Consider the following 24,300-nt stretch of genomic DNA (forward strand, 5'->3'; position numbering starts at 1 on the left):
TTCTAGGTAACACAGGGACCTACTTCAGAATCGAATTAATAAACCGTGATCTAAGGTTGTTTTGTTGTCTCATTTTAACTAATAGGGCACTTCTTCCATTTGGATTCATCAACCATTCTCGGTAGAAATCGGCAGGATAGGCTAGAAGCCTACACAACAAAGGGTTCTCTAAGCAATGTCGAACAGTCGGGATATGAGATCGTGACCATTCATCCAGTGACCAGTTAGAGTGAGGCAGCATTCGATTCATTAACTGCAAAAAGTCATATTCATGAGGGGCATAGTTCGCTAGGTCACCATCAATCAATAATAATGTATCCGTACGAAAGATAAAATTATGATGTGCGGGGTCGCCGTGAACAATGCATTTATCACGGAGAGCATTTCGTTCCAATTCTTCGATCGGTGTCATACCCGAAATGACTTCTTCCCCTACAGAAATATAATACTGAATGAATTGTTTTTCATTTGCAGATATTAGAGAAGATCCTACTTCATTCTTGAAGCGAATTAAACGGTTCGTCCACTTACGAGTAAGTGATACGGGAAAAATATCCTTACTGACTAATCCTATACTTTCTTGATGAAAGTGTGCTACTTTCTCAATCGCTAAAAGCCGATCTTCTTTCAATGAGTAATTGAGCGTTCGTCCCTCCATTGTTTTCATACAGGCAAAATATACTCCCCCGTCTTCCTTAAGCCAATCGCCATCTGGAAATGGAATGAAAGTAATAAAAGAATCTGAACAGTGATGTGAGAGGTGTATTTGTTTTCTTAACGTTTCCTTTTTTACAGATCCTTTCATATAAACCGATACGCCAGTAATCAATCTGCCCTTCCAAACAAATGAATTAACACGTTCTAAATGAAGAAAAAAAGGACGTACCCTTTCCAGGATACCGTCCTCTTTTTCCTTAGCGTGATTCTGCATAGCTACTTTCCATGCCCATGTAATCATCCATCATTGGCGCTTTATTCGCTCCCTGAACAAATCCCGGATTCGCATATTGCGGCATTTGGTGATATGGTGAAACGTTCGGATTCCCACCACATCCACAGTCGTGCTGTTGATAAGGTGATACCATTGGCTGGTTCGGATAACCCGGAGGCATCATCATGCCTGCTACGTTCTCATTTGGATAGCCATAAGCTCCCATTACAGCTTCAGGATATTCTTCATTTCCTTTATGGCCATAAGGTGATGGCATACCATTCCCATTCATTGAAGCACCTGCGACGTTTGGGTAGCCCATATTCATTTGCGGATAACCGGAAGCTGCACCTGCTACAGCACCTGGGTATCCACCATTGTTCCCTTTGTGTCCGTAACCTTCATACGCACCCGCTACGTTTTGATTTGAATAACCCAGGTTCCCATCATATTGCATGCCACCTACTGAGCCTGGGTACCCACCATTGTTATCTTTGTGCCCATAACCATCATACGCACCCGCTACGTTTTGATTTGGGTAACCCTGATTCCCATCATATTGCATGCCACCTACTGAGCCTGGGTACCCACCATTGTTATCTTTGTGCCCATAACCATCATACGCACCCGCTACGTTTTGATTTGGATAACCCTGGTTCCCATCATATTGCATGCCACCTACTGAGCCTGGGTACCCACCATTGTTATCTTTGTGCCCATAACCATCATACGCACCCGCTACGTTTTGATTTGGGTAACCCTGATTCCCATCATATTGCATGCCACCTACTGAGCCTGGATAGCCTGACATTTGTTGATTGGCTTTATGACCGTAGCTTGCTCCTGCTACATCTGAACTTTCTTCGCCCATTCCATAATTACTTTTATTGGCCCCACCGACCGAACTTTTATTTCCATATTGATATGCGCCTGCTACATTCTGATTAGGATAGCCGTTACCTTGATTATACGCGCCTGCTACATTCCCAGAAGGCGCACCGAAATTCGGCTGACCATACCCTTCATAAGCCCCAGCTACTTCAGAGCTTTCCTCTCCTTTATGGCCGTAATTATTCATTTCTGCTCCTGCAACTGAACCTGGATAGCCACCTTTATTTCCATAGCCTTGATACATCCCAGCCACTTCTCCTGGAGAGGCATTTTGATAACTTTTGTTCCCATAACCATCATATACACCAGCAATATTCTGGTTGTTAGGGAAGCCCATATGCGCTCCGCCTACAGAAGTTGGATACCCCGGGTAACCTCCATTGTATTCTTTGTTCGCATAATTCGTTGCACCCGCTACATTATTAGGATAGCCCTGGTTCATTGGCGGTGGGGGCATTTCCATTGATGAGGATTCAAATTCGCTCAGCACTTCTTCGTCATTCATTGGATAGAATAAATTTTCTGCTTTCTTCGCTTTCTCAACAGGTTTCTTCGCAGCTGCCTTTTTCTCTTCTACTTTCTTCTCAGCCTTCTTTTCAATAGGCTTCATTTTCTTTTCAGGCTTTATTTCTTTTGGCTTAACCTTTTTAGGCTTCTCTTCTTGAGGCATCATGTTCATATTCATGTTCATGTTCATATTCAATTCATTGTTGATCGGCATTGTCATTGAAGGCTTCTCTTTCGGCTTCATCATTGGCTTTTCTTTTTTCTTAGGCATTTCTTTTTTCATTTCTTTAATCGGCATTTCCTTCTTCTTTACCGGAACACCGCCAGATGGTATTTTCACTTTCATACCAGGCATAATCATATTAGGATTGTTAAGCTGTGAATTAACAGCTTTTAGTTGTTCAAAATCAACACCATATTTTTTAGCGATTTTCCACAAAGTATCGCCTTTTTGAACGACATGTATTTTCAAGCTAAAAAACTCCCTCCTGTAATCAGTACAATGAAATTCAGTACAGTGTATGCGTGACTGGGCAGATTGCTACCTTTTTTAAAGGATAAGATCATCACATTAATATGCAGGAGTAAGTGTAGCTATGTATAGTGTCTCTCTCTTCAATAAAAAAAGGAATCAAACATCAAGTCTGATTCCTTATCCATCATGCTCGATCAAGCATTCGATTCAATGATTTAATTGCGTAGAAAGATGTTTCTTGATCAACGATTATTTGATTCGTTTTCTTTCCACTTTGTACTTCTTCAAGCGCCCAAAGAAGGTGGGGCATATCGATTCGATTCATTGTAAGACAAGGACACATATTTGGGTTTAAAGAAACAATTCTTTTATCTGGATGTTGTTGAATGATCCGATTCACAAGATTCATTTCTGTTCCGATTGCCCATTTCGTACCTGGCTCTGCTTCCTCAATGGTTTCAATAATCATTTTAGTAGATCCTGATAAGTCAGAACGTTTAACAACGTCAAAACTGCATTCTGGATGAACAATGACGGACATATCAGGATCATTCTCTCGAATTTGTGCGATGTTTTGAACTGTAAACTTTTCATGGACGGAACAATGACCTTTCCAAAGAATCACCTTAATTGCATCATAATCTCCTTTATATTCAAGCGTATCCGTTATTGGATCCCACACTGCCATCGCTTCAAGTGGAACACCAAGGTCGTAAGCTGTATTCCGCCCAAGATGCTGATCAGGTAAAAATAGGATACGTTCTTTTTGAGTAAAACCCCACTCAACCATTGCTACAGCATTTGAAGATGTAACAGTTGCCCCTCCGTTTCTTCCAACGAATCCTTTAATAGCTGCCGTTGAATTTACATAAGTTAGGGGGAGAATGGTCTCTCCAAAAAGATTAATGAGATGGCTCCAAGCACGTTCAGTTTGATAAATATTCGCCATATCAGCCATCGAACACCCCGCTCGCATATCAGGTAAAATAACCGTTTGATCTTCTTCAGTTAAAATATCTGCTGTTTCGGCCATAAAATGAACACCACAAAAGACTATTGCTTCTGCCTTCTTATTCCGAGCGGCAAGCTGGGCAAGTTGAAGTGAATCTCCGGTATCATCTGCAAATTGAATGACTTCATCTTTTTGATAGTGATGGGCAGGTAAATACAAACGATCCCCCATCTCTGCTTTAATCGCTGTGATTTTTTCTACCATCTCTTGATCTGATAGTTCTTTGTATCGATCAGGAAGTCCGTTCGATCGCTTCAACGCATCTAAAATACTCATTTCTCTTCCCCTTTCATTCGTAAGCTAATATCAAGGCTTTTAACAGAGTGTGTTAAGCAGCCGAGTGAAATAAACTGAACACCTGAATCACGATAAGTTGCAAGGTTCTTAAGCGTGATGCCCCCAGAAGCTTCAGTTATAATGTGGTCAGGTACTAACTGCGCGTATGAAGAGACTTCTGTAGGAGAACAATTATCAAACATAATAATATCTGCTCCCGCATTCACCGCTTGACGAACTTCTATTTCAGATGACGTCTCAACTTCAATTTTGGTCATATGCCCTAAGCGACCTTTCACATGTGCTACAGCCTGTTCGATACTACCAAACTGGGCAATGTGATTATCTTTTAACATTACCCCGCTATCAAGTGTCATTCGATGATTAAATCCTCCTCCACTCCTTACTGCATACTTCTCATACATTCTTAACCCAGGCGTCGTTTTGCGTGTATCACAGATCCGAATCGATGAATCCCCCAAAATTTCCACAGCATGAGAAGTCATCGTTGCAATACCGCTCATTCGCTGTATCATATTTAAAACAACCCGTTCTCCCGTTAATATTGTGCGAACATTTCCTTTCACAGAAGCAATTACTTCACCAGTTTGAACGTGATCGCCATCTTCGACGTAAACCTCGACACAAATATCCCGATCAAGAAGTTCAAACCCGGTCTCGATTACCTGATGCCCACAAAAAACGCCAGCCTCTTTCATTACAAATAACGCCTCAGCTTGATCCTCTGAACGAAATAACAACTCACTTGATAAATCAACATTTCCAATGTCTTCAATAAAAAACTGTTCGAGATCTTTTTTGACTTTCAGCCCAATCATCGTAATATATCCCCCTGAGTATTCTTTTTTGCTTCCACTCTTGCTTCTGATCTGGATAATCTGCGCGATAATGCCCTCCTCTGCTTTCTTCACGAAGAAAAGCTGAAGTTGCCATTAACCACCCTACCTGAAACATATTGTATCGCTCGATTGACTCTATTTTTAAATCCTCAACTAGCCTCATTTCATCCAGCTGAAGCATTCTTAGCGAGTAAGCTAACCCATCACTTGTTCTCACCATTCCTACATGTTGCTCCATTATGTTTTTTAACTCATTTGTTGTTAACAAAGGTTCATGAAGTTGAAAATGTGAGCTCTCCAATTTACCTTCCGTAACGTTCCGTTTATTTTGAAGAATCCACTCCGACGCTTCACTAGCAAATACAATTCCCTCCAAAAGAGAATTGCTTGCAAGACGGTTAGCACCGTGCACACCTGTATGAGCGACCTCACCAAGAGCAAATAAACCTTCTATGGATGTTCTACCAACCTGGTCCGTCATTACTCCGCCCATAAGAAAATGGGCGCCTGGTTTCACGGGAATGAGTCCCTCAGCTAATCTTACGGCATGACTTTGACACTGCTTAGCGATTGTTGGAAATCGTTCTTCAAACTGTGAAACCTTTGATATGTCAAGGTATACAGTCGAAGCCTCTTGTTGAATCTCTCTCGCAACGACATCTCTTGGGGCGAGATCTAATTGGTCATGCTTACCTTCCATTAAACGCTTGCCTTCAACCGTTACTAAAATGCCGCCTTCTCCTCGGACAGCTTCTGAAATAAGGAACGATTGCTCGGTGTCTCCTGCATACATTGTAGGATGAAACTGCATAAATTCTAGGTCGGCTAGAACGGCTCCGGCACGATAAGCCATCGCAAGACCATCGCCCGTTATTGATAGTTCATTTGAAGTAACAGGGTAAAGTTGCCCCGCTCCTCCGGTAGCAAGAATAGTGTACGCTGCATTAATAAGCATTCTTTCACCTTCTTGATTGATCGCTTCAGCTCCAATACACTGCCCATCTTTCATTGTTAAGTCAACGATTTGATGATGCTCAATGATCGTACACTTTCTTTGAACACGCTTCATTAGCGTTAAAACAATTTCTCTCCCCGTCGCATCTCCCCCAGAATGATAAATACGTGAAACACTATGAGCTCCTTCTTTACACCTTTTATACTTTCCATCAGCTTCTTGATCAAAATGAACCCCTAAGTTTATGAGCTGATCGATTTGATCTGGTCCTTTTCTGACCAAAAGTTCCGTTAGTTCTTCATTATTATGAAAAACCCCAGCACGAATCGTATCAAAAAAATGATTTGTCCAGCTGTCTTCATCAGCTGTAGCTGCGGCAATTCCTCCTTGTGCAAGCATTGAATTGCTTTGTCCAAACTTAGACTTTGTGATAATAGTCACATTCTTTTGCGCCGAAAGAAGTTCGGCCACCATCAATCCACTCACGCCACTTCCAATTACTAATACATCTGTTTTTAGCTGATTCATGAAATCCCTTCTCTCGCTGAACAATATGGAGATTAAACCAAAGTAAATTAACATGTGTCTTGACACCTATATTTACATATATTTAAATAAATAACAAGACAGAATATAAGCGAGGAGATTAAAATGATTTATTTAGACTACGCAGCTTCAACACCGATGTCAGAAGCTGCAATTGAGGCATATACTCATGCCGCACAGCATTTCTATGCAAATACACAAAGTTCTCATGATGCTGGCACCAACGCTTCTCATTTACTAGAAGCTGCGCGTAGTTCAATCGCCTCTCACATAAATGGCGAACCATCAGGAGTTTATTTTACATCTGGTGGAACAGAATCAAATATACTTGCTCTTAGAAGTTTAGTAAAAATGTATGCTAAAGGACATTTGATTACTTGTGCTGCAGAGCATTCTTCCGTTTTGCATACATTCTCTCAGCTAGAACAGGAAGGATATGAGGTAACATATCTTTCTTATGATCATAATGGGCATGTATTACTTAGTGAATTGTTAAAGACTATTCGTGAAGACACGATTTTAGTATCGGTCGCCTTTGGCAATAGTGAAATAGGATCCGTTCAGTCAATGAAAGAAATCGGAGAAGAACTTGCGAAGCGTCACATTCTTTTCCATACAGATGCGGTACAGGCTTTCGGCAAAATCGCGATTAATGTCAAGGAGATGCATATCTCTGCATTATCCGTTTCATCCCATAAGGTATATGGACCAAAAGGTGTCGGTGCATGCTATATTGCACCGTCTTTAGCATGGAGGCAGAATTTACCCGGAACCGTTCATGAAAAAGGATTTCGCCCTGGTACCGTAAATGTTCCAGGCATTATGTCCTTTGCTGCAGCAGCAGAAGAAACGATTCATGCGTTGAACTCGAACCAAACAAAATATACAAACTTACGTGCCTACCTCGTGAATAAACTTACTCATCCGAATATTGTCATCGAGGGAGAGCAAGGACTACCACATATTATCGGACTTCGAATCAAAGGGATGGAAGGACAATATGTCATGCTAGAGCTGAATCGCAAAGGAATTGCTATTTCAACTGGATCAGCCTGTTCAGTTGGCCAACAGCAGGCTTCAAAGACATTGCGAGCAATGGGAAGATCGGATGATGAAGCTAGAGAGTTAATTCGTATAAGCTTTGGAAAAAGAACTACACAGAAAGAAATAGAGAAAATAGCAGACGTATTTAATGAAATCCTTACACGCACTTCCGTAACAAAGATATAATAAGGGTACACATCGTGGTCTTCGAAAGGAGTTTTCAATAGTGGGACAAGAAGGAGAAAAAATACTGGGTGAGAACAGGAGGTTACTCATTCTTCAATGGCTGAAAGAGAGCGAAAAGCCTTTAACAGGAAGTGATTTATCAAAACGAACCAATGTCAGCAGACAAGTGATTGTCCAGGATATTTCTTTGTTAAAAGCAAGAAATGAACCGATTATCGCTACTTCCCAAGGATATGTCATGTTCTCTTCAGATCGGAAAGATACAAAGCAAGAACAAGTGATTGCATGCAAGCATTTACCAGAAGATACAAAGAATGAACTCTATACAATAGTTGATAACGGAGGGACTGTGAAAGACGTCACCGTTGAGCATCCTCTTTATGGACACTTAACAGCTTCACTTTACGTTGGAAATCGCTTTGAAGCAGATCAATTTCTTTCTAAGCTCTCTATGACAAATGCTTCTCTTTTGTCCGAGCTTACTTCTGGTGTTCATCTTCATACAATCGAAGCAAACTCTAAATCACAGCTTGAGGCTGTTATCAACGCATTAAAACACGAAGGGTTTCTTTTAGAACAGGACTAATTCTAAAAACTTTATTTTCCAATAAAAAAGAACGGCTCAGATGCCGTTCCTTTTTATTGCATTCCTATCGCTATTTATTCGTTACAACAAAGCAGGGGTACTCTCCTAATACAGAAATACCAATACCAAGCGCTTGAATTTCTTCCATTACACCTTTTAAGAGTACATCGCGGTTAGGACGTTCGACATCAATAATAAAGAAATAGTTACCAAGTCCTGTTTTCATTGGGCGAGACTCGATTTTCGTTAAATTGAGATTACGCCATGCAAATGCCGCAAGCACTTGATGGAGGGCTCCAGGATAATCTGAAGGAAGAATAATCTTGTAAGTGACGCGGTCTTCCCGAAATAGGTTAGTTCTCGGGAGTGGTTCAGCCGTTTGATGTAAAACAAGAAAGCGAGTATCATTATCTTCTGTATCATGTATGTCAGCCTGTGCAATGGTTAATCCGTATTTTTCTGCAGCAAGTTCATTACCAATTGCTGCCTCTTCGATCTTTCCGGTACTCTGCACATATTCCGCTGCAGCACTTGTAGACGCTGCATTACTAAGCTCAGCTTGAGCTAACTCCTTTTGGAGAAAAACATGGCATTGGGCTATCGCGTGCGGATGCGAAAGAACTCGAGTAATCTTTGTCCAATCGTTTTGATCAGGATGGATCAGTAAGTGCTGTCGAATTGGCAATACAAGCTCTCCTACGATTGGAAGTGAAACTTGCTGCGAAAGAAGATCAAGCGTCATATTAACGGAGCCTTCAATCGTATTCTCTAGAGGAACAACGCCATAGTCAACAGAACCATTTTCTACTGCTTCAAGGCATGCGCGAATCGTAGGAAAAGGTGTCCGATCCTCGTCTTGAAATAACGTTTTTGCTGCGATTTCTGTAAAAGTTCCTTCTGGTCCAAGAAAACCTATCTTCTTTTGATTATCCATTTTCTCCCCCTATGCTCCAGATCCAATAATTTCAGCATTGTTTACGGCTTCGATGTCTTTAATTTTCTCAAGTAAATTGCTTAAGCGTAAGTTTGTTTCACCAATTTCCATTGTTAAAATAACCGTGGCATAGCCCTGTAGGGGAATCGTCTGGTTAATCGTCAATAAATTGCAACCAAGTGAGGCTACTGTGCTAAGCACTCTAGAAAGCGCTCCTGAACGATCTTCCAAATGAACCGAGAGCGTTACGATCTGTTCAATGATCATCGTATGAAACGGTAAGATTGTGTCACGATATTTATAGAATGCACTCCGACTTACGCCAACTTCATCAATGGCTTCTCGAACTGATTCCACAGTGCCACTTTCAAGAAGAAGCTTGGCTTGCAGCGTTTTCAACATCGAATCAGATAGGACATCTTCCCGAACGAGATAAAAATTCTTATCGTCTTTGCTCATTCTTCCCCTCTCCTCTATCGCGGCCAGCTACGACCGATAATCGTATACCATTCACAGGTTTGCTATGTTCATGTAGCTCTATGTAAAAAAAGACCGCCCTTCCATGAGGACAGTCTTCTCCGTTTATCAGTCTACGAACTCAAATTCGAACTCCAGAATTCGAACCGCATCTCCATCCTCAGCTCCACGCTCTCTTAGCGCATCATCAATTCCCATGCTACGCATTTGTTGCGCGAACCTGCGAACATTGTCTTCTCGGTTAAAGTCTGTCATCTTGAATAGCTTTTCAATTCGTGGTCCGTTAACAACGAATGTTCCGTCGCTATCACGCGTTACAAAGAACTCAGGTGCACCTTTTTCGTGACGGTACATCACGCGAGTCTCTTCTTCCTTCTCTTCATCAAGAGGGAACTCAGGTGTTGTCTCAAGCTTGTCTGCAATTTCAAACAATACTTCCTGGACACCTTGTCGCGTTACAGCAGAAATCGGATAAATCGGGAAATCTTCCTCAAGCTTTTCCTTGAAAATTTCAAGATTTTCTTCAGAATCTGGAAGATCCATTTTATTAGCGACAATGATTTGCGGACGTTCCATTAGACGCATTTTATATTGCTTTAACTCATCATTGATCTTCAAGTAGTCTTCATAAGGGTCTCGCCCTTCCATACCAGACATATCAATGACGTGAACGATAACTCGTGTTCGTTCAATGTGTCGAAGGAACTGATGGCCAAGGCCAACGCCTTCATGAGCGCCCTCAATTAATCCAGGTAAATCAGCCATAACGAAACTGCGTCCATCTTTTGTATCAACAACACCTAGATTGGGTGCAATCGTTGTAAAATGGTATGCTGCAATCTTGGGCTTCGCTGCTGATACTACGGATAGAAGCGTTGACTTACCTACACTAGGAAACCCAACAAGTCCAACATCAGCTAGAACCTTAAGCTCTAAAGTAACATCTTTTTCTTCCCCAGGTTCACCATTCTCTGAAAGCTCTGGTGCCGGGTTAGAAGGTGATGCAAAACGTGAATTCCCACGTCCGCCTCGACCGCCACGCGCTACAGTTGCTCGTTGCCCATGCTCAGTTAGATCCGCAATAACTTCTCCCGTTTCCGCATTAGATACAATTGTACCAGGTGGGACCTTTACAACCATATCTTCTGAATTACGGCCATGCTGATTCTTCGAGCGACCATGCTCACCTGTTTTGGCTTTAAAATGACGATTGTAACGGAAATCCATAAGCGTACGAAGACCTTCTTCTACTTCGAAAATGACGCTTGCGCCTTTTCCTCCATCGCCTCCTGCTGGACCGCCATCCGGTACATATTTCTCTCGACGGAAGGCAACCATACCATTTCCGCCATCGCCTGCTTTAACAAATACTTTGACCTGATCTACAAACATACTTTCACCTCATTTAATCAAAAACGTGCTAACTAGCTCCTGACCCGTTTGCTCTAATTCAATCAATTTAGCGCTTTTCACCTCAGGATTTTCGAACGCCAGCTTGAGCTTGTTTTGATCGGAAACTTCACCTTGAAAATCAAAAACAAGATGAATTTCTTCGTGGTACAACTGAAGCGTTAATAACAAGTGATGATCTGATGGAACTTTCACATGAGAATCAAGCACTGTTGTACATCGAGAGATTAACTCGATAAGATCCGCTTCATAAACGCAAATATCATACTCGTCTCCGATCACTTCAAAATCCAACTGAAATAAATGGTTACACCAGTTAAACGTTAATATATTCTGCAAGTTTCGGAGCATTTAAATTCGATAATTTTGCTTCCTGTCTCGACTGGATAATAATTTCTTCGATAATTTCCTTTGCCCTGTCTACATGATCCAGCGCAAGGTTTCCCTTGATCAGCTGCAAACGATTTAACCAATCATGACGAGAATGGCGCAGAACGTCAAAGGTATTCCAATTTTTAGACATAATTGCACTCCCAATGCTCTAACCATTTCCTTCATTATAACAATAGATCTTTTCTGTATGTTACTTTGGATTAAAAGAAAACAATCTTACGCGAATTCATTGTGCATCGTCACTTATCCATCTCATTTTCTCCATTATATCAAAAAACTCTAACCGTTCGGTTAGAGTTTTTCTTAAGTTGCTTACGCTTCCTTAGCAACTGGATATACACTTACTTGTTTACGGTCACGTCCAAGACGCTCGAATTTCACGACGCCGTCGATTTTCGCATATAGAGTGTCGTCTCCACCGCGGCCAACGTTTGTACCAGGGTAGATCTTAGTTCCGCGTTGACGGAAAAGAATCGAACCGCCGGATACGAACTCGCCGTCTGCGCTCTTCGCGCCAAGACGCTTGGAGATTGAATCACGGCCGTTTTTTGTACTACCTACACCCTTTTTCGATGCGAAAAACTGTAGATTCATTTTCAACATATTGTCCCACCTCCTATGTGTGAGTAATTTGGATGTGCTTGCCATATTCCTCGGCAATAGCAGAAATGGATACTTCCATTCCTTGAAGGAGAAGTTGAACATTCTCATCTATACGTTGTTCCAGATGATCCGGAACAGTACAGCTGAGGTAGCCGCCTTCATCCTCCATATCAACTATGAGAGTTACATCGCAAAGGGATTCAATCGCATTCACCGTCCCAATCGACACAGCAGAAACACCTGCACAAACTAAATCATAGCCATAAGGGCCAGAATCAGCGTGTCCAGAAAGGGAAAATGAAAGGATGCGATTGTTAGAATCTCGCTTCACCTTGAAACGTATCATCTTAGATATCCTTAAGCGTTAATTTTGTCGATAACTACTTTAGTGTAAGGTTGACGGTGTCCTTGCTTACGACGGTAGTTTTTCTTTGGCTTATATTTATAAACCGTGATTTTCTTACCTTTACCGTGCTTATCAACTTTACCAGTTACAGTAGCGCCATCTAGCATAGGAGAACCAACTTTAATGTCATCTCCACCTACCATTAGCACACGGTCAAAAGTAACCGTTTCACCAGCTTCAGTGTTTAGAAGCTCGATGTAGATTTCTTGACCTTCAGTAACCTTGATTTGTTTACCACCAGTTTCAATAATTGCGTACATACGTGCACCTCCTCTAATACTAAGACTCGCCATTGCAGGTGCTAGAAACTAGCTTAAAAACCTGTTCTTGAGCGGTTGTAGCTCTTTGGGTGCTTCCAAACGAACTAACCACTAAATCATACCACAGCTAAAATTGCCATGTCAATGCGATTAACGTGACTTATTTTACACAAACCGACTTAACGGAAGTCCGGACTTTTTACGTTGCATCTCAAATAGTCCTAGCTTTGTAAATCCTCCAACTTTTAAGCGTTTATCTGTTTCTTCTTTGCTTTTCATTAACGCATGAAGGTTCTGTTGCTCTTCTTTCTCGACTCGTAAAAAATCGACGACAATCAATCCACTAATGTTGCGAAGTCGAAGCTGTTTCGCAATTTCGTCCACCGCTAATCGATTCACTTCGAAATGAGTTTCATTTTTCGTCCCAAGCTTTACTCCTCCAGTATCGACGTCAATAGCTGTCAATGCATGCGTTTCTTCAATATGAAGATTCGCTTTCCCCATTTTAATGGTTTTCTTCATATTCAGAATGGTATCTTCAAGCTTATCAAGCTTTTTTTTCTTCTCATTCAATTCCATCAGGGTCGCATTCTTTGATAAAAGCGGAAAAAACGAGCTAACCGCTTCGGAGGAATTTGCCGCTAAACTACTCACCCGATGAAGGGGGTATAGTTTGCTCACTTCCTCCCCAAGGCCACTGTTTTTTTTCACCATACTAGGCGCTCGTTGTGAAGAGGATTGTTCGAGAATACGCAGCCATTCTTTACGATGAGACTGTAATTCCGCTAAAAGAGCTTCTTCCTTTATGTATCCTGCACTAGTTCTAAAGATAACACCTTCTTGCTCTATACAATATTTATCTGCAAATTGGAGTAGTTCTTCACGATTTGTAGTTAACTGCTTCGATACAGCTGAGTATCCTGCATAAGGCATGTAGACTAAGTGATCCAACGTCAGCTTAATTAGCTCTGTAACAATTGGGCCCTTCCGATCAACGCCTGGATGCTTTACTTGAACAAGAATAGCCTGTCCTTCTTGAACGCATTCAGAAACAGCCGGTAATGGTTCTCCAGCTGTCTTTTTCCCTTGCGCTAAAACAAATTCTTCTCCATTTAATAACCCGGGTTTTCCACTGCCTAAAGAGATAAAGGCGGCGTTTTTGCCATCTAATACGGAAGACACTTTTCCGAGAATAATATCTCCTTGAGAAGGCTTCCTATTCGTCAACGTTTCCGCCCATATATCTGTAAGTTCATTATTTATTTCAATAGCTGCTGCCCGCAATTGATTTCTCTCAAGAACAATTAATCGCATAGCCGTTCTCCTTTAGTAGCTTTTCTTTAGTTTACCTAAATAGCGTTCCCACTGCACAGGCAATTTGATTTTTTTTGAAATAAGCCTCCAGTAAGAAATGTTCATCTGTTTCAATATTCAAATCTTGTATGAGGATATGGTAATGCTTCCCTCGTGAAAAGGTTGCTAGCAAGTCATTTAAGCGCATATCTGGAGCAATTGTAACAACCTGTTTTTTCCCATTAAACGATTTAGAATAGCGTTCAAGTAAAAATCTAAAATAAATATAAGGATGATGTTTCCATTCTTTAAATTGTGATACAGACAGAAACACAATCACCATCCACAAATTAAGATGAAAAGGAAATAATATCGCTGTTAAAATAATAAGAAGTGAAAAGCAAAACAACGAAGAATATAGCATCATTTTGTGAGCCGATTTAAAGGGAAGACGCAAAGAATAAAGAAGAAAGAGGAGCTTCCCGCCATCGAGTGGCCAAATCGGCAGCAAATTAAACAAAAGAATCATGATATTATGAAGCATAAAGAGAGCGAACATGTCATTCCATATTCCCATATAATGGAGCGTCGCGCCAACCCCCATCATCCAAACATGCTGTAACGGCCCTGCGAGAATGACAATAAGCTCTTCTTTCAAGGGACGATTCCCATGTTCATCAACTACGGCTACGCCCCCAAATGGTAATAAAACGATCTCATTGATACGCCATCCTAAAATACGGGCTGCCCCCGCATGCCCTAACTCGTGAATGAGGACAACTAAGAAGAGCAGCAGCATCTCTCTAAACCTACCTGTTAAGATGGAAAGACCAATCGTCATCCAAAATAGTGGATGGATCGTTATCATTTTCACCATTATTTGATTGGCACAACTTGAAGCGGATCAATAAATGCTTCGTTCTTCTTAATGGCAAAATAGAACGTTCCTGTCTTCCCATCATCAGAATTCGACACGCTTCCAAGTTGATCCTTTGTTTGAACAAAATCATAGATCGATACATCCACCGAATCTAGCATCCCATACCATGATTCACTACCATCCGTATGCTGAATCACTACTGTTTGGCCAATTCCTTCTTTCTCACCTGCATATGTCACTACTCCTGCATCGATTGCTTCAACATCGGAGCTTAAAACCGTTTCAACCATGATTCCTTTGCCCGTCGATTCAAAGCTTTCAAGTACTTTTCCGCTCGCAGGAAGGGCATAGCTTGGTGCTTCCCCTACTGAATCAGTTTCAGGCGCTGTCGGGAACAATGCCACAGGATTCCCAAACTTTCCTTCATACCAACTTTTCACAGTGGCAAACTGAAATTCTTCTACCATCATGTCTGACACATACTCCTGAACAGGCGCAACCTTATCGCTCTCTGCTTTAAATAGTATTCCTGCAGCAAGAAACAAGCATGCCGCAACCATCGAGCGCATTAAAAAACTTTGCCTGTTAAAGAGAGGATGGATTTTGACCTCCGTGTTTTGAAAAGAAGATGAAGGGATAGCATCATGACGTCTTTCCATTTGGGGAACTGCTCGCCGCTGTCTTTTTCTTGAATGAAGTCGTTTCCTTACATCATCTAGGTCTCTCCGCATTCTTCACCCAACCTTCCTATAAGTAGTACTCAGTTTATGACTTGTCCTGTGGGGATATGTCATTGAGAATACTTTCTTTCACAAGGAATTGAATGAAATGAAGATCACACAACCGATCAAAAGCCGTCTTACTTTGATAAGGAAGAAGGAATAGCAAGAAACAAAAAAATCCCGGCCGCAGCCGAGATTTAGGAACGCATTCCAAAGAATTTCTTCACTTTACTAAACATCCCTCGTTCTTCCTGGAGAGAAAGAAGCGGAACAGATTCACCTAAAATTCGTCTCGCGATATTGCGATAGGCAATGGATGCTTTTGAACTAGGGTCGAGCGCAATGGGCTCTCCTTTGTTAGATGCTGTAATAACTGTATCGTCATCGCCAACAATGCCAAGTAGATCGATAGCAAGAATAGAAACGATTTCATCTACATCTAGCATTTCTCCACTTTCCATCATATGGTTTCGGATACGATTAACAACAAGTTTTGGTGCTTCAATACCTTCTTCTTTTTCAAGAAGGCCTATAATACGATCAGCATCTCGAACAGCCGACGTTTCGGGAGTTGTGACTACAACCGATTTATCCGCGCCTGCAATCGCATTCTTAAAGCCCTGCTCAATGCCAGCAGGACAGTCAATGAGAACATAGTCATAATCCTGCTTTAACTCACCAATAATCTTCTTCATTTGCTCTGGCTGCACAGCAGATTTATCTTTCGTTTGAGCTGCAGGTAGCATATAAAGCGCTTCAAAACGCTTATCTTTTATTAACGCTTGATGTAGTCGACATCGCTCTTCAGCAACATCGACAAGATCGTAAATAATACGATTTTCAAGTCCCATGACTACATCAAGATTTCGAAGACCTATATCTGTATCTACCAGACATACTTTTTTCCCCGATAGTGCAAGAGCTGTCCCAATGTTTGCTGTCGTTGTGGTCTTACCCACACCACCTTTTCCGGAAGTAATGACGATAGCGTCTCCCACACAACATTCCCCTTTCTGTCTACAACCTAGTCAAATTCGGTCGAACTTTAGTCAGTATTTGAACGCGATCAACGCTAATTTCAGATTGCCCGTCCTTAACAAAAGCACATTCTGCTTCATGAATACTTACTCCTGCTTGATCAGGTGGCCTGCTTATTAGTTCAGCGATTTTCAACTGAGATGGCTTCATAACAGATGCCGTAATCACGGCATTTATATCGCCATAAGCCCCTGCATGTGCGATGCCTCTAAGCGAACCCATTACGAATATATTCCCTGCAGCTATTACGGTGCCACCAGGATTAACGTCGCCAATCAAAAGAAGGTCTCCTTCTACTTCAAGTACCTGTCCGGAACGAACGGTTCTCGAAACAGATGTTACAGTTGTTCTTTTTCGCTCTGCTTCCGCTTCACTCCGAGAGATGACATTTGAATCAATCCGATCAACTTCAAGGTTTTGCTTAGATTGAATCATGGCACGAAGCTCTTCTTCTTGTTTGTCTGTTAAATATCGATTACCCAATTTAAGGGTAACAGTAATCGTATGACCTTCCGTCTGCTGTATATGACGAGCGGAAAGTTTTTCATCAAGTTCATTTATAACATCACGAAAAGCGCAAGAATCATCTAGAATCAGATTCAAGCCATCTTTCGTTCCTTTAATCGTGACAAAATGCTGTGTTTGCTTTTGTACCATAGACAATTTCATTCACCTCAACATAGAATAATTCAACGTTGCTAAAGGAAACTCCTTCTTTTGGCCTGATTTTCTTGTCTACGGTTTTCCGATAAATCATCCAGCAACCGTTTAACAGGATAGTAAACAATAAGCAAAAAGATTCCATTTAAAAGTAATGAAGGAAGATAGCGTTTGTAGAAAAAGGAAGAGAAAGAAAGATCCGTTACATTAATAAGTGAAAATAGTTCATACACATAGAATTCCACCAATGATACGCCCAGTAAACCGAGGATAAGCGTTGTAAACCAATTCAGGTGAAATACTTTCGATAAATAACCGATTATGTAGGCTGCAACAGACATTCCAAACATATAGACACCAACAAGATCCGTGTAGATCAAATCGTGCAATAGACCAAATACGACACCGTACACTACACCATAAGCAGGGGAGAGAATCATTCCAATCATAATCACAATCACCGTAACAAAACGTGGGATTAATTGAAATTCAAATCCAAATTGCTCAGGGGCAAACACCTGAAAAACGGTACCTTCAAGAAGAAAAAGAACAAATAGCGTTCCAATTAGAAGAAAACGCCTCATTCCTCTTCACCTTCTCCGTCATCAGGCGTAACATCCTGCGCTCCACGATCGATTACCATAACATTGTTAATATCATATAAATCGGCCGCTGGTTTCACATAAGCCGTCTGAGTCGTTCCAACGTTGTCTGTTTCAACATCTACAATTTCCCCGATGACAATACCTCGTGGAAAAATGCCTCCATTACCTGCCGTAATAACAGTTTGACCTTTTTCAACCTTTGTATCTACTGGAATTTTCGAGAACATAAGCACTTCTTTTTCAGTATCATAACCTTCTATTGTACCGAAAACGTTCTTATCTTCTTGAGTCATAGCAGCGATTCGATTCGTCCGGTCTACATCACTCACTAGCTGGACAGTCGATGAAAAAGGCTGAACGTTTTTCACTTTACCGATTAATCCATCCGGTGTGGCAACAGCCATATCCGCTTCTACCCCGTCCTGTTTACCTTTATCAATCGTTAATAAATCATTCCACCGATCTGGAGATCTTGCAATCATATTTGCGTGAAATGTTTGATAGCTAGCTAACCCAGTTGATGAATCGATGTTTAATTCGCTTTTTAAGTCTTCATTTTCCTTCTTCACTGTTTTGAGCTCTTCTGAGACAGCAACAAATTCATTAAGTCTCGATTTCAATAGCTCATTTTCTTCGTACATGTCCTTCATATCACCAATACTCTCAAATAAACCCGCTACTGAATTAGCGGGTTTATAGAAGATTGATTGAAGCCAGCCAACGGAATCTTTGAAAAATTGCTCCGGCATCGTGAGAGCATCACGTTCTTTCATAGACGTCCCAATTAACGCTACAAGAATAATGATACTGACAAGTAATACAATGAGTCGTTTATTCGAAAAAAATTGTGGCATGCCTTACACCTTCCAACTACTTCTGTTTTGAGCGGGAAGTAATACCAGCTCTAGATTTGAACAGATGAATATTTTCTAGCGCACGCCCAGTACCAATCGCTACGCACTCAAGCGGATTCTCAGCTACAATAACAGGCATTTTTGTTTCATCGCTAATCACCTGATCCAAGTTACGAAGCAATGCACCACCGCCTGTAAGAACAATTCCACGATCCATAATATCTGCTGCAAGTTCTGGCGGTGTTTTCTCAAGTGTTACTTTAACAGCTTCCATAATGCTATTAACCGTATCACGAAGAGCGCCCGACACTTCATCAGCGGATACGCTGATCGTCTTTGGAAGACCCGTTACAAGGTCACGTCCACGAATATCCATCGCTTCAATACCTTCTGTCGTTCCAGCAGATCCGATTTCAAGCTTAAGCTGTTCAGCTGTACGCTCACCAATCATTAAATTGTATGTTTTCTTCACATATTGAATGATAGACTCGTCCATCTCATCACCAGCAATGCGAATCGATTCACTTGTAACGATTCCACCTAATGAGATGATCGCAACTTCTGTTGTTCCTCCACCAATATCGACAACCATACTACCAGTTGGTTCCCAAACTGGTAGATCAGCTCCGATTGCGGCTGCAAACGGCTCTTCAATTGTATAAGGTTCACGTGCTCCAGCTTGACGAGTTGCATCTTCTACTGCTCTTTTTTCGACAGCCGTGATCCCTGAAGGTACACAAACCATCACGTTTGGCTTACGTGCGAACACAGAACGGTTTTTCTGTGCCTGTTGAATAAAATATTTTAGCATTGTAGCCGTTGTTTCAAAATCAGCAATAACGCCATCTTTCATTGGACGAAGTGCAACGATATTACCCGGTGTACGTCCAATCATGTTCTTTGCGTCGTTTCCGACTGCTTCAATAGAACCTGTATCTGTACGAAGTGCCACAACTGATGGCTCTCGAACAACAACGCCTTTTCCTTTTACATATGCCAGCGTATTAGCTGTACCTAAATCTATTCCCATATCTCTTGAAAATCCACCAAACATTTATGTTAAATCTCCCTTCAATTCAAGCAAAACTCATAAATATGATTATACTGCATCAGTATTGAAAACGGTAGTGGGAATACGTGCTATCCCACGTCCGATTTATACATACCCTTTTTCTTTTAAACTAATAAACTTCTGATCTCCGATAATAATATGATCTAGCATATCAATACCAAGCATTTTACCACATTCTGCAAGACGTTTTGTCACTTCAATATCTTCTCTGCTCGGTGTTGGATCACCGCTCGGATGATTATGAAAACAAATTAATGAAGCTGCCGACCGCCTAAATGCTTCACGAAAGACCTCACGCGGATGAACAATCGATGCGTTTAGACTTCCAACAAAGACAGTTTGACGATGCAGTACCTGATTCTTCGTATTTAAGTATAAGCAAACAAAATGTTCTTGTGATAGGAAGCGCATGTCTTCCATCACATAATTCGCACCATCTTCAGGAGAACGAATCGTATAGCGCTCTTCTAATTGAAGGCGGCTAACTCTTCTACCGAGCTCCATCGCTGCGATTAGCTGAACCGCTTTAGCAGTTCCAACGCCGTTTAGAGACGTTAACTCTTCAATACTTGCATCTTTCAGAAGTCGAAGTCCTTCAAAGTTCTGGATAATGCGATAAGAAAGCTGAAGTACTGACTCCTGCTTTGTTCCTGTCCTGAGGATAATAGCTAATAATTCTTGATTGGATAAGGTCTCAGGACCATCCTTCATCAGACGCTCTCTCGGGCGCTCTTCTTCAGGATAATCTCGAATCATTAAAGGTGTTTTCAACAACACGCTTCCTCCCTGGATTCATCTTCATGACTGACTACCGCTGAATCTCCGGAACAATTCCAAACGCACGAAGCTCTCGTAGCGTTTTCGAAATAGGAAGCCCTACCACACTATAATAATCACCATGAATTCGCTTCACAAAGGCGGCACCGAAACCCTGTATGCCATAACCTCCCGCTTTATCAAAAGGCTCTCCTGTATCCAGATAATTCTCAATCTCCTGATCTGTTAACTCCCAGAATTCTACTTCAGTTGCTTCAAAGAATTGAGAACTTCGTTCACTGGATAGAATGGCCACACCTGAATAAACGACGTGAGATCGTCCTGATAAGGCTTTAAGCATCTGCCTCGCATGCTCGCGGCTATCAGGTTTTCCAAGGACCTCATGGTCGAGTGTAACAACCGTATCTGCACCTAGCACGACAGCATCTGAAGTATTTGTATACACTTCATTTGCTTTCCCTAAGGCAAGCTGTTTCACAAGTTCTGAAGGTGGGACAGATTGAGAGAGATGCTCTTCAAAGCGGCTAACGATAATCTCAAATTGGAGATTCATTTGATCTAGAAGTTCTTTTCTTCGTGGAGACCCTGAGGCTAAGACGAGGCGCTTCATTTTACCACCCTTTTTGTAAATGATTCATAAGTGGGAAAAGGGCTTGATAACAGCTTATCAAATCCCTTTTCTTTCCACAATTTAATTTTCTAACGTTCCTCTACATTTTTCGTTTTCTTTCGTTTCTGTATGTGCATACAGTTTAAATTTGTTTAATCTTATTTTAATTCGTTAAGAAAAAGTCGTTAGGGAGGGTCGCTCCCAATACTCATATCGTACCGTTAATTGAGAATCTCCGCAAATAACTGATTATTTCAACCTTTCCACTACATTTTGAAATGCTACCATCCCGTCTAATAAATGCTGCTGAGCAACCCATAAAGACGGTACTGTTTCGTCAGAAGCGTACATTTCAAGTTCCTCCAAAGCACTGTTCAGACTTTGTTCAAGCTCTTTCCCGCCGATTTTATCCCACTCTTTTCTCCCCGAGCCACTCTCATTCCAGGCTTCAACTTCTTTTTTTATGTCACTCATTTCAGCTTCTTTCAGCTTTCCATCAGATAATGCGACAAGATCTAGCGTCGTTAATTTTTCGAGCAACGCTTTGCCTTCCTTCATCTGACCCGCCATTTCGTCACTCACAGATGCTTTCTGACCATCAATCGACCACACCTTCTTATAGACATCCTGTCCTTTTCCTTCATAATAAGCTCCAAGTGCATCCTGTCCTTCAGCAGAAGGAGATACACCTATAAACAAATAGTATTTCTCTCCTTTAAAAATAGCTGCCGGAAATCCATTCTCTTTTAACTTGTCTTGAAACTCCTTCGCAGACTCCTCTGTTTCATAAGCTCCAGATTGAACTACGTGAAAATCTAATGATAAGTCCAAATCCGTGGTCGTTGTAGCTGCTTCTTCATATCCATCATCTATCGTCGCCACGCTATCCCCACTGAATACCATTAATAAACCAAATCCAAATAAAATCCCAAGAATAATAGCAAAAGCAGCGGAAGCCACCACTTTCTTTTGTAGTGTAATAATAGGTTTCTTATTAACTAAGTGTTTTTTCTTTTTGCGTCCAACTGGGAGCCTTGGACTTTTCTTTTCATAAAAAGCTCCAGCTTTTTTTTGAATGTGCCTCTTTTTAAGTTCTACTATTTTCCTCGAATCACGCCGTTCGGGTAAAATCCACTCAAATTCCTTCTCCTCAGCTGCTGCGCTTTCTTCTTTATGTGTTTCGGGAGGCTCGCTTTTCTCCTCATCATTTAATCGGATTGAAATCGTCCGTCTCTCCTTATCCATAATCATCCTCCTCGGTACCGGCTTGTACTACAGTCTATGAATTCTGACGAAATACTAGAACTGAAAATACTAGAGTAGATCAGGATAATTCAGACGATAAAAAGAAGCCTCCGTTAACCGACAAAGGCTTCCTCCACTTGCTATATCACTTGTGATTATAAAAACATCATTACTCCGAAGCTTCTTCTTTATCAACCTTTTCATACAATGGATTGTCTTTATCTGCAGGTTCTGGATAATCAATCGATGGCGTTTGCTCTGCTAGATCCGTTAAGGTGGGATGTGAAAAGTAGCTACATTCGCCGTATATGTTAACTCATTTTTCTCAGCTTCATCTAGCAACACAGCATCCGTTTCACTAATCTACTCATAATCAAAACGAAATTCAGAAAAAGAAACGTGATGCTCGCCCCAAATTCAAGGTACAAGTAGCCTTTAATGTCATCGTTAGAAATGGCTCGCGGGATCTTCTCATAACGGAAAACAAGATAGGCATTAGGCACAAGAAAAACGACCCGCTTCCCTTTAATTCCCCACTCTTCTAAAATCACGAAGAGCGTATCACACTCCATAATTTTCCGTCCTTAACAAACCCTTCAGGTATAAATCGTTCCTGATAAGAACGAATCCCCATCGTAGAAGGCGCGAGCTCTACCACCCGAATCACATGATCATGCAGAATCAAACTAATCTGCTTTTTTTGGCTTGAAATTAAAAAGTCCTATCGTTTATTCCCTCCATCATGAAAGAAAACTAAAATACCAGCGCAAAATTTGTTCGCCATAAAAATACGTTAAGATCGCGCCTAGCGCTATCGATGGCCCAAACGGAATGTGCTGCTTTCGCTTTACTCTTCCAGTCGATAGCGCTGTTACGCCAATGATCGTGCCACATAAAGTAGAAAAGAAAAACACAAGAAGTAATTCCTGATAACCAAATACGAAGCCTAGTACCGCAAATAATTTAATGTCACCGCCCCCCATTCCCCCTTTACTAATAACAGCAATGAGAAGGAGTAATAAAAATCCTCCAGCCGCTCCAATAAAAGGGCTATACCACGGATCCATTGGAACAAGGATTCGACCAACAATAAAGTAAGCAGCAAAAAAGAGAAGAATACGATCTGGAATAAGCATATAGGTGATATCTGAAACAAAAATAATCACAAGAAGCGAAATCAATCCATAAGAAATGATCAATTCTTTTGACCATCCCACTAAAAACGGTGCAATCGTAAAAAGAAGTGCCGTAGCGAATTCAACACTGGCGTAAATAGGTGAAATGCGTGACGCACAGCCTTTGCATTTCCCGCGCTGGAATAAATATGAGAAAACCGGCACAAGCTCAAGCAGTGAAAGCTCTCGTTCACATGTTGGACAGGATGAGCGAGGGGCCACAATCGATCGTTTGACAGGCACCCGCAGACCTACGACATTATAAAAAGACCCAAGCGCAAGCCCAACTAGAAATAAATAACTATGTAAAATGCCCCCCATATGTTCCCCCCCCCTCTTCGAAAGAGTTTAGTAGGTTAAGAAAAACGGTATGTATATAAAGTGATTTCAGGATTAATAGTTGTTTTAATGCTATTAAAGTGAAACGAAAATCACCTTACCCATATATCAACAAATATTAGAAATGCGGTTATGGCTATTTCCAACAAAGAAATTTTCAAGAAAATGTACCCCCACCGACTACAAATCACTTACCAACCAACGATACTCAGAACATCTTCCTACTTCAAGACCGTACAACCCTGTGTTTTAAGTAAATTGTTGAACCCGTTCCAATT

28 protein-coding genes and 1 other annotated feature are annotated in these 24,300 nt (G+C 41.3%); of the genes, 2 read left to right on the forward strand and 26 right to left on the reverse strand.

Annotation, left to right across the window (positions count from 1 at the left end):
- Positions 1–19: 19 nt before the first annotated feature.
- The 5 genes from AC0VYV_RS15310 to nadB all read right to left on the reverse strand — a co-directional run bounded on the left by AC0VYV_RS15310 (position 20) and on the right by nadB (position 6,435).
- The gene (locus AC0VYV_RS15310) at positions 20–931 is read right to left on the reverse strand and encodes a phosphotransferase (RefSeq protein WP_475365545.1); all 912 of its coding nucleotides are present in this window, start codon (positions 929–931) and stop codon (positions 20–22) included.
- Entirely contained in the window at positions 915–2,801 is a 1,887-nt protein-coding gene (gene safA, locus AC0VYV_RS15315) for a SafA/ExsA family spore coat assembly protein (RefSeq protein ID WP_475373963.1), read from the reverse strand. The genes AC0VYV_RS15310 and safA overlap by 17 nt, the downstream gene beginning before the upstream one ends.
- Positions 2,802–2,988: 187 nt before the next feature.
- Positions 2,989–4,092 carry a quinolinate synthase NadA gene (gene nadA, locus AC0VYV_RS15320; protein ID WP_475365547.1) on the reverse strand — a complete coding sequence of 368 codons (1,104 nt, stop codon included), beginning with the start codon at positions 4,090–4,092 and terminating at the stop codon, positions 2,989–2,991.
- Positions 4,089–4,931 (reverse strand): carboxylating nicotinate-nucleotide diphosphorylase, encoded by an 843-nt coding sequence (nadC, locus tag AC0VYV_RS15325; RefSeq protein ID WP_430244046.1) that lies wholly within the window; start codon positions 4,929–4,931, stop codon positions 4,089–4,091. Before nadC ends, nadA begins: the two co-directional genes overlap by 4 nt.
- On the reverse strand, positions 4,885–6,435 hold the full coding sequence (gene nadB, locus AC0VYV_RS15330) for an L-aspartate oxidase (RefSeq protein ID WP_475365548.1): 1,551 nt from the start codon (positions 6,433–6,435) through the stop codon (positions 4,885–4,887). The genes nadC and nadB overlap by 47 nt, the downstream gene beginning before the upstream one ends.
- 123 nt (positions 6,436–6,558) lie before the next feature.
- Here nadB and AC0VYV_RS15335 point away from each other — a divergent pair, with 123 nt between their 5' ends.
- Both AC0VYV_RS15335 and AC0VYV_RS15340 read left to right on the forward strand, forming a co-directional pair.
- Positions 6,559–7,683 (forward strand): IscS subfamily cysteine desulfurase, encoded by a 1,125-nt coding sequence (locus AC0VYV_RS15335; protein WP_475365549.1) that lies wholly within the window; start codon positions 6,559–6,561, stop codon positions 7,681–7,683.
- A 40-nt stretch (positions 7,684–7,723) separates the two neighbouring features.
- Positions 7,724–8,269: a transcription repressor NadR gene (locus tag AC0VYV_RS15340; protein ID WP_370314245.1), complete on the forward strand. Its 546-nt coding sequence runs from the start codon at positions 7,724–7,726 to the stop codon at positions 8,267–8,269.
- Between the two features lie 70 nt (positions 8,270–8,339).
- Here the strand turns inward: AC0VYV_RS15340 and pheA are convergent, their stop codons facing one another.
- The 21 genes from pheA to AC0VYV_RS15445 all read right to left on the reverse strand — a co-directional run bounded on the left by pheA (position 8,340) and on the right by AC0VYV_RS15445 (position 24,004).
- On the reverse strand, positions 8,340–9,203 hold the full coding sequence (gene pheA, locus AC0VYV_RS15345; RefSeq protein ID WP_194219405.1) for a prephenate dehydratase: 864 nt from the start codon (positions 9,201–9,203) through the stop codon (positions 8,340–8,342).
- A gap of 9 nt (positions 9,204–9,212) precedes the next feature.
- Positions 9,213–9,662, reverse strand: a complete 450-nt coding sequence (locus AC0VYV_RS15350) for an ACT domain-containing protein (RefSeq protein ID WP_194219404.1) — start codon at positions 9,660–9,662, stop codon at positions 9,213–9,215.
- A gap of 126 nt (positions 9,663–9,788) precedes the next feature.
- A complete protein-coding gene (obgE, locus tag AC0VYV_RS15355) occupies positions 9,789–11,072 on the reverse strand; it encodes a GTPase ObgE (RefSeq protein WP_194219403.1) in 1,284 nt (427 codons plus the stop codon).
- A gap of 9 nt (positions 11,073–11,081) precedes the next feature.
- A complete protein-coding gene (locus AC0VYV_RS15360; RefSeq protein ID WP_475373964.1) occupies positions 11,082–11,429 on the reverse strand; it encodes a Spo0B C-terminal domain-containing protein in 348 nt (115 codons plus the stop codon).
- Positions 11,407–11,613, reverse strand: a complete 207-nt coding sequence (locus AC0VYV_RS15365; protein ID WP_475373965.1) for a Spo0B domain-containing protein — start codon at positions 11,611–11,613, stop codon at positions 11,407–11,409. The genes AC0VYV_RS15360 and AC0VYV_RS15365 overlap by 23 nt, the downstream gene beginning before the upstream one ends.
- Before the next feature lie 182 nt (positions 11,614–11,795).
- Positions 11,796–12,086: a 50S ribosomal protein L27 gene (gene rpmA, locus AC0VYV_RS15370; RefSeq protein ID WP_098444403.1), complete on the reverse strand. Its 291-nt coding sequence runs from the start codon at positions 12,084–12,086 to the stop codon at positions 11,796–11,798.
- Positions 12,087–12,099: 13 nt separating this feature from the next.
- Positions 12,100–12,432, reverse strand: coding sequence for a ribosomal-processing cysteine protease Prp (locus AC0VYV_RS15375; RefSeq protein WP_430244036.1), 333 nt, complete (start codon positions 12,430–12,432; stop codon positions 12,100–12,102).
- 11 nt (positions 12,433–12,443) lie between these two features.
- Positions 12,444–12,752, reverse strand: a complete 309-nt coding sequence (gene rplU / locus AC0VYV_RS15380; protein WP_048312605.1) for a 50S ribosomal protein L21 — start codon at positions 12,750–12,752, stop codon at positions 12,444–12,446.
- Between the two features lie 12 nt (positions 12,753–12,764).
- Positions 12,765–12,839 (reverse strand) — a sequence feature (ribosomal protein L21 leader region).
- Positions 12,840–12,917: 78 nt separating this feature from the next.
- Positions 12,918–14,066 carry a ribonuclease E/G gene (locus AC0VYV_RS15385; protein WP_475367774.1) on the reverse strand — a complete coding sequence of 383 codons (1,149 nt, stop codon included), beginning with the start codon at positions 14,064–14,066 and terminating at the stop codon, positions 12,918–12,920.
- A 31-nt stretch (positions 14,067–14,097) separates the two neighbouring features.
- On the reverse strand, positions 14,098–14,922 hold the full coding sequence (locus AC0VYV_RS15390; RefSeq protein ID WP_475365551.1) for a M50 family metallopeptidase: 825 nt from the start codon (positions 14,920–14,922) through the stop codon (positions 14,098–14,100).
- On the reverse strand, positions 14,922–15,584 hold the full coding sequence (locus AC0VYV_RS15395) for a peptidoglycan DD-metalloendopeptidase family protein (RefSeq protein ID WP_475365552.1): 663 nt from the start codon (positions 15,582–15,584) through the stop codon (positions 14,922–14,924). Before AC0VYV_RS15395 ends, AC0VYV_RS15390 begins: the two co-directional genes overlap by 1 nt.
- A 260-nt stretch (positions 15,585–15,844) precedes the next feature.
- Positions 15,845–16,645, reverse strand: coding sequence for a septum site-determining protein MinD (minD, locus tag AC0VYV_RS15400; RefSeq protein WP_194219398.1), 801 nt, complete (start codon positions 16,643–16,645; stop codon positions 15,845–15,847).
- A 19-nt stretch (positions 16,646–16,664) separates the two neighbouring features.
- Positions 16,665–17,342 carry a septum site-determining protein MinC gene (gene minC, locus AC0VYV_RS15405; protein ID WP_475367500.1) on the reverse strand — a complete coding sequence of 226 codons (678 nt, stop codon included), beginning with the start codon at positions 17,340–17,342 and terminating at the stop codon, positions 16,665–16,667.
- Between the two features lie 41 nt (positions 17,343–17,383).
- Positions 17,384–17,929, reverse strand: coding sequence for a rod shape-determining protein MreD (gene mreD / locus AC0VYV_RS15410; RefSeq protein ID WP_430244027.1), 546 nt, complete (start codon positions 17,927–17,929; stop codon positions 17,384–17,386).
- Positions 17,926–18,804, reverse strand: a complete 879-nt coding sequence (mreC, locus tag AC0VYV_RS15415) for a rod shape-determining protein MreC (RefSeq protein ID WP_475365553.1) — start codon at positions 18,802–18,804, stop codon at positions 17,926–17,928. The genes mreD and mreC overlap by 4 nt, the downstream gene beginning before the upstream one ends.
- Before the next feature lie 16 nt (positions 18,805–18,820).
- Positions 18,821–19,858 carry a rod shape-determining protein gene (locus AC0VYV_RS15420; protein ID WP_194219395.1) on the reverse strand — a complete coding sequence of 346 codons (1,038 nt, stop codon included), beginning with the start codon at positions 19,856–19,858 and terminating at the stop codon, positions 18,821–18,823.
- 102 nt (positions 19,859–19,960) lie between these two features.
- On the reverse strand, positions 19,961–20,632 hold the full coding sequence (gene radC, locus AC0VYV_RS15425) for a RadC family protein (RefSeq protein ID WP_194219641.1): 672 nt from the start codon (positions 20,630–20,632) through the stop codon (positions 19,961–19,963).
- A gap of 52 nt (positions 20,633–20,684) precedes the next feature.
- Complete coding sequence (locus tag AC0VYV_RS15430; RefSeq protein ID WP_430244024.1) at positions 20,685–21,263, reverse strand: Maf family protein; 579 nt, start codon at positions 21,261–21,263, stop codon at positions 20,685–20,687.
- A gap of 249 nt (positions 21,264–21,512) precedes the next feature.
- The gene (locus AC0VYV_RS15435) at positions 21,513–22,508 is read right to left on the reverse strand and encodes an SPOR domain-containing protein (RefSeq protein WP_475365554.1); all 996 of its coding nucleotides are present in this window, start codon (positions 22,506–22,508) and stop codon (positions 21,513–21,515) included.
- Between the two features lie 335 nt (positions 22,509–22,843).
- Positions 22,844–23,080, reverse strand: coding sequence for a hypothetical protein (locus tag AC0VYV_RS15440; protein WP_475365555.1), 237 nt, complete (start codon positions 23,078–23,080; stop codon positions 22,844–22,846).
- 168 nt (positions 23,081–23,248) lie between these two features.
- Positions 23,249–24,004, reverse strand: coding sequence for a prepilin peptidase (locus tag AC0VYV_RS15445; RefSeq protein ID WP_475365556.1), 756 nt, complete (start codon positions 24,002–24,004; stop codon positions 23,249–23,251).
- Between the last annotated feature and the right edge of the window lie 296 nt (positions 24,005–24,300).

It is taken from the genome of Anaerobacillus sp. QJM3NY_17, from assembly GCF_056173665.1.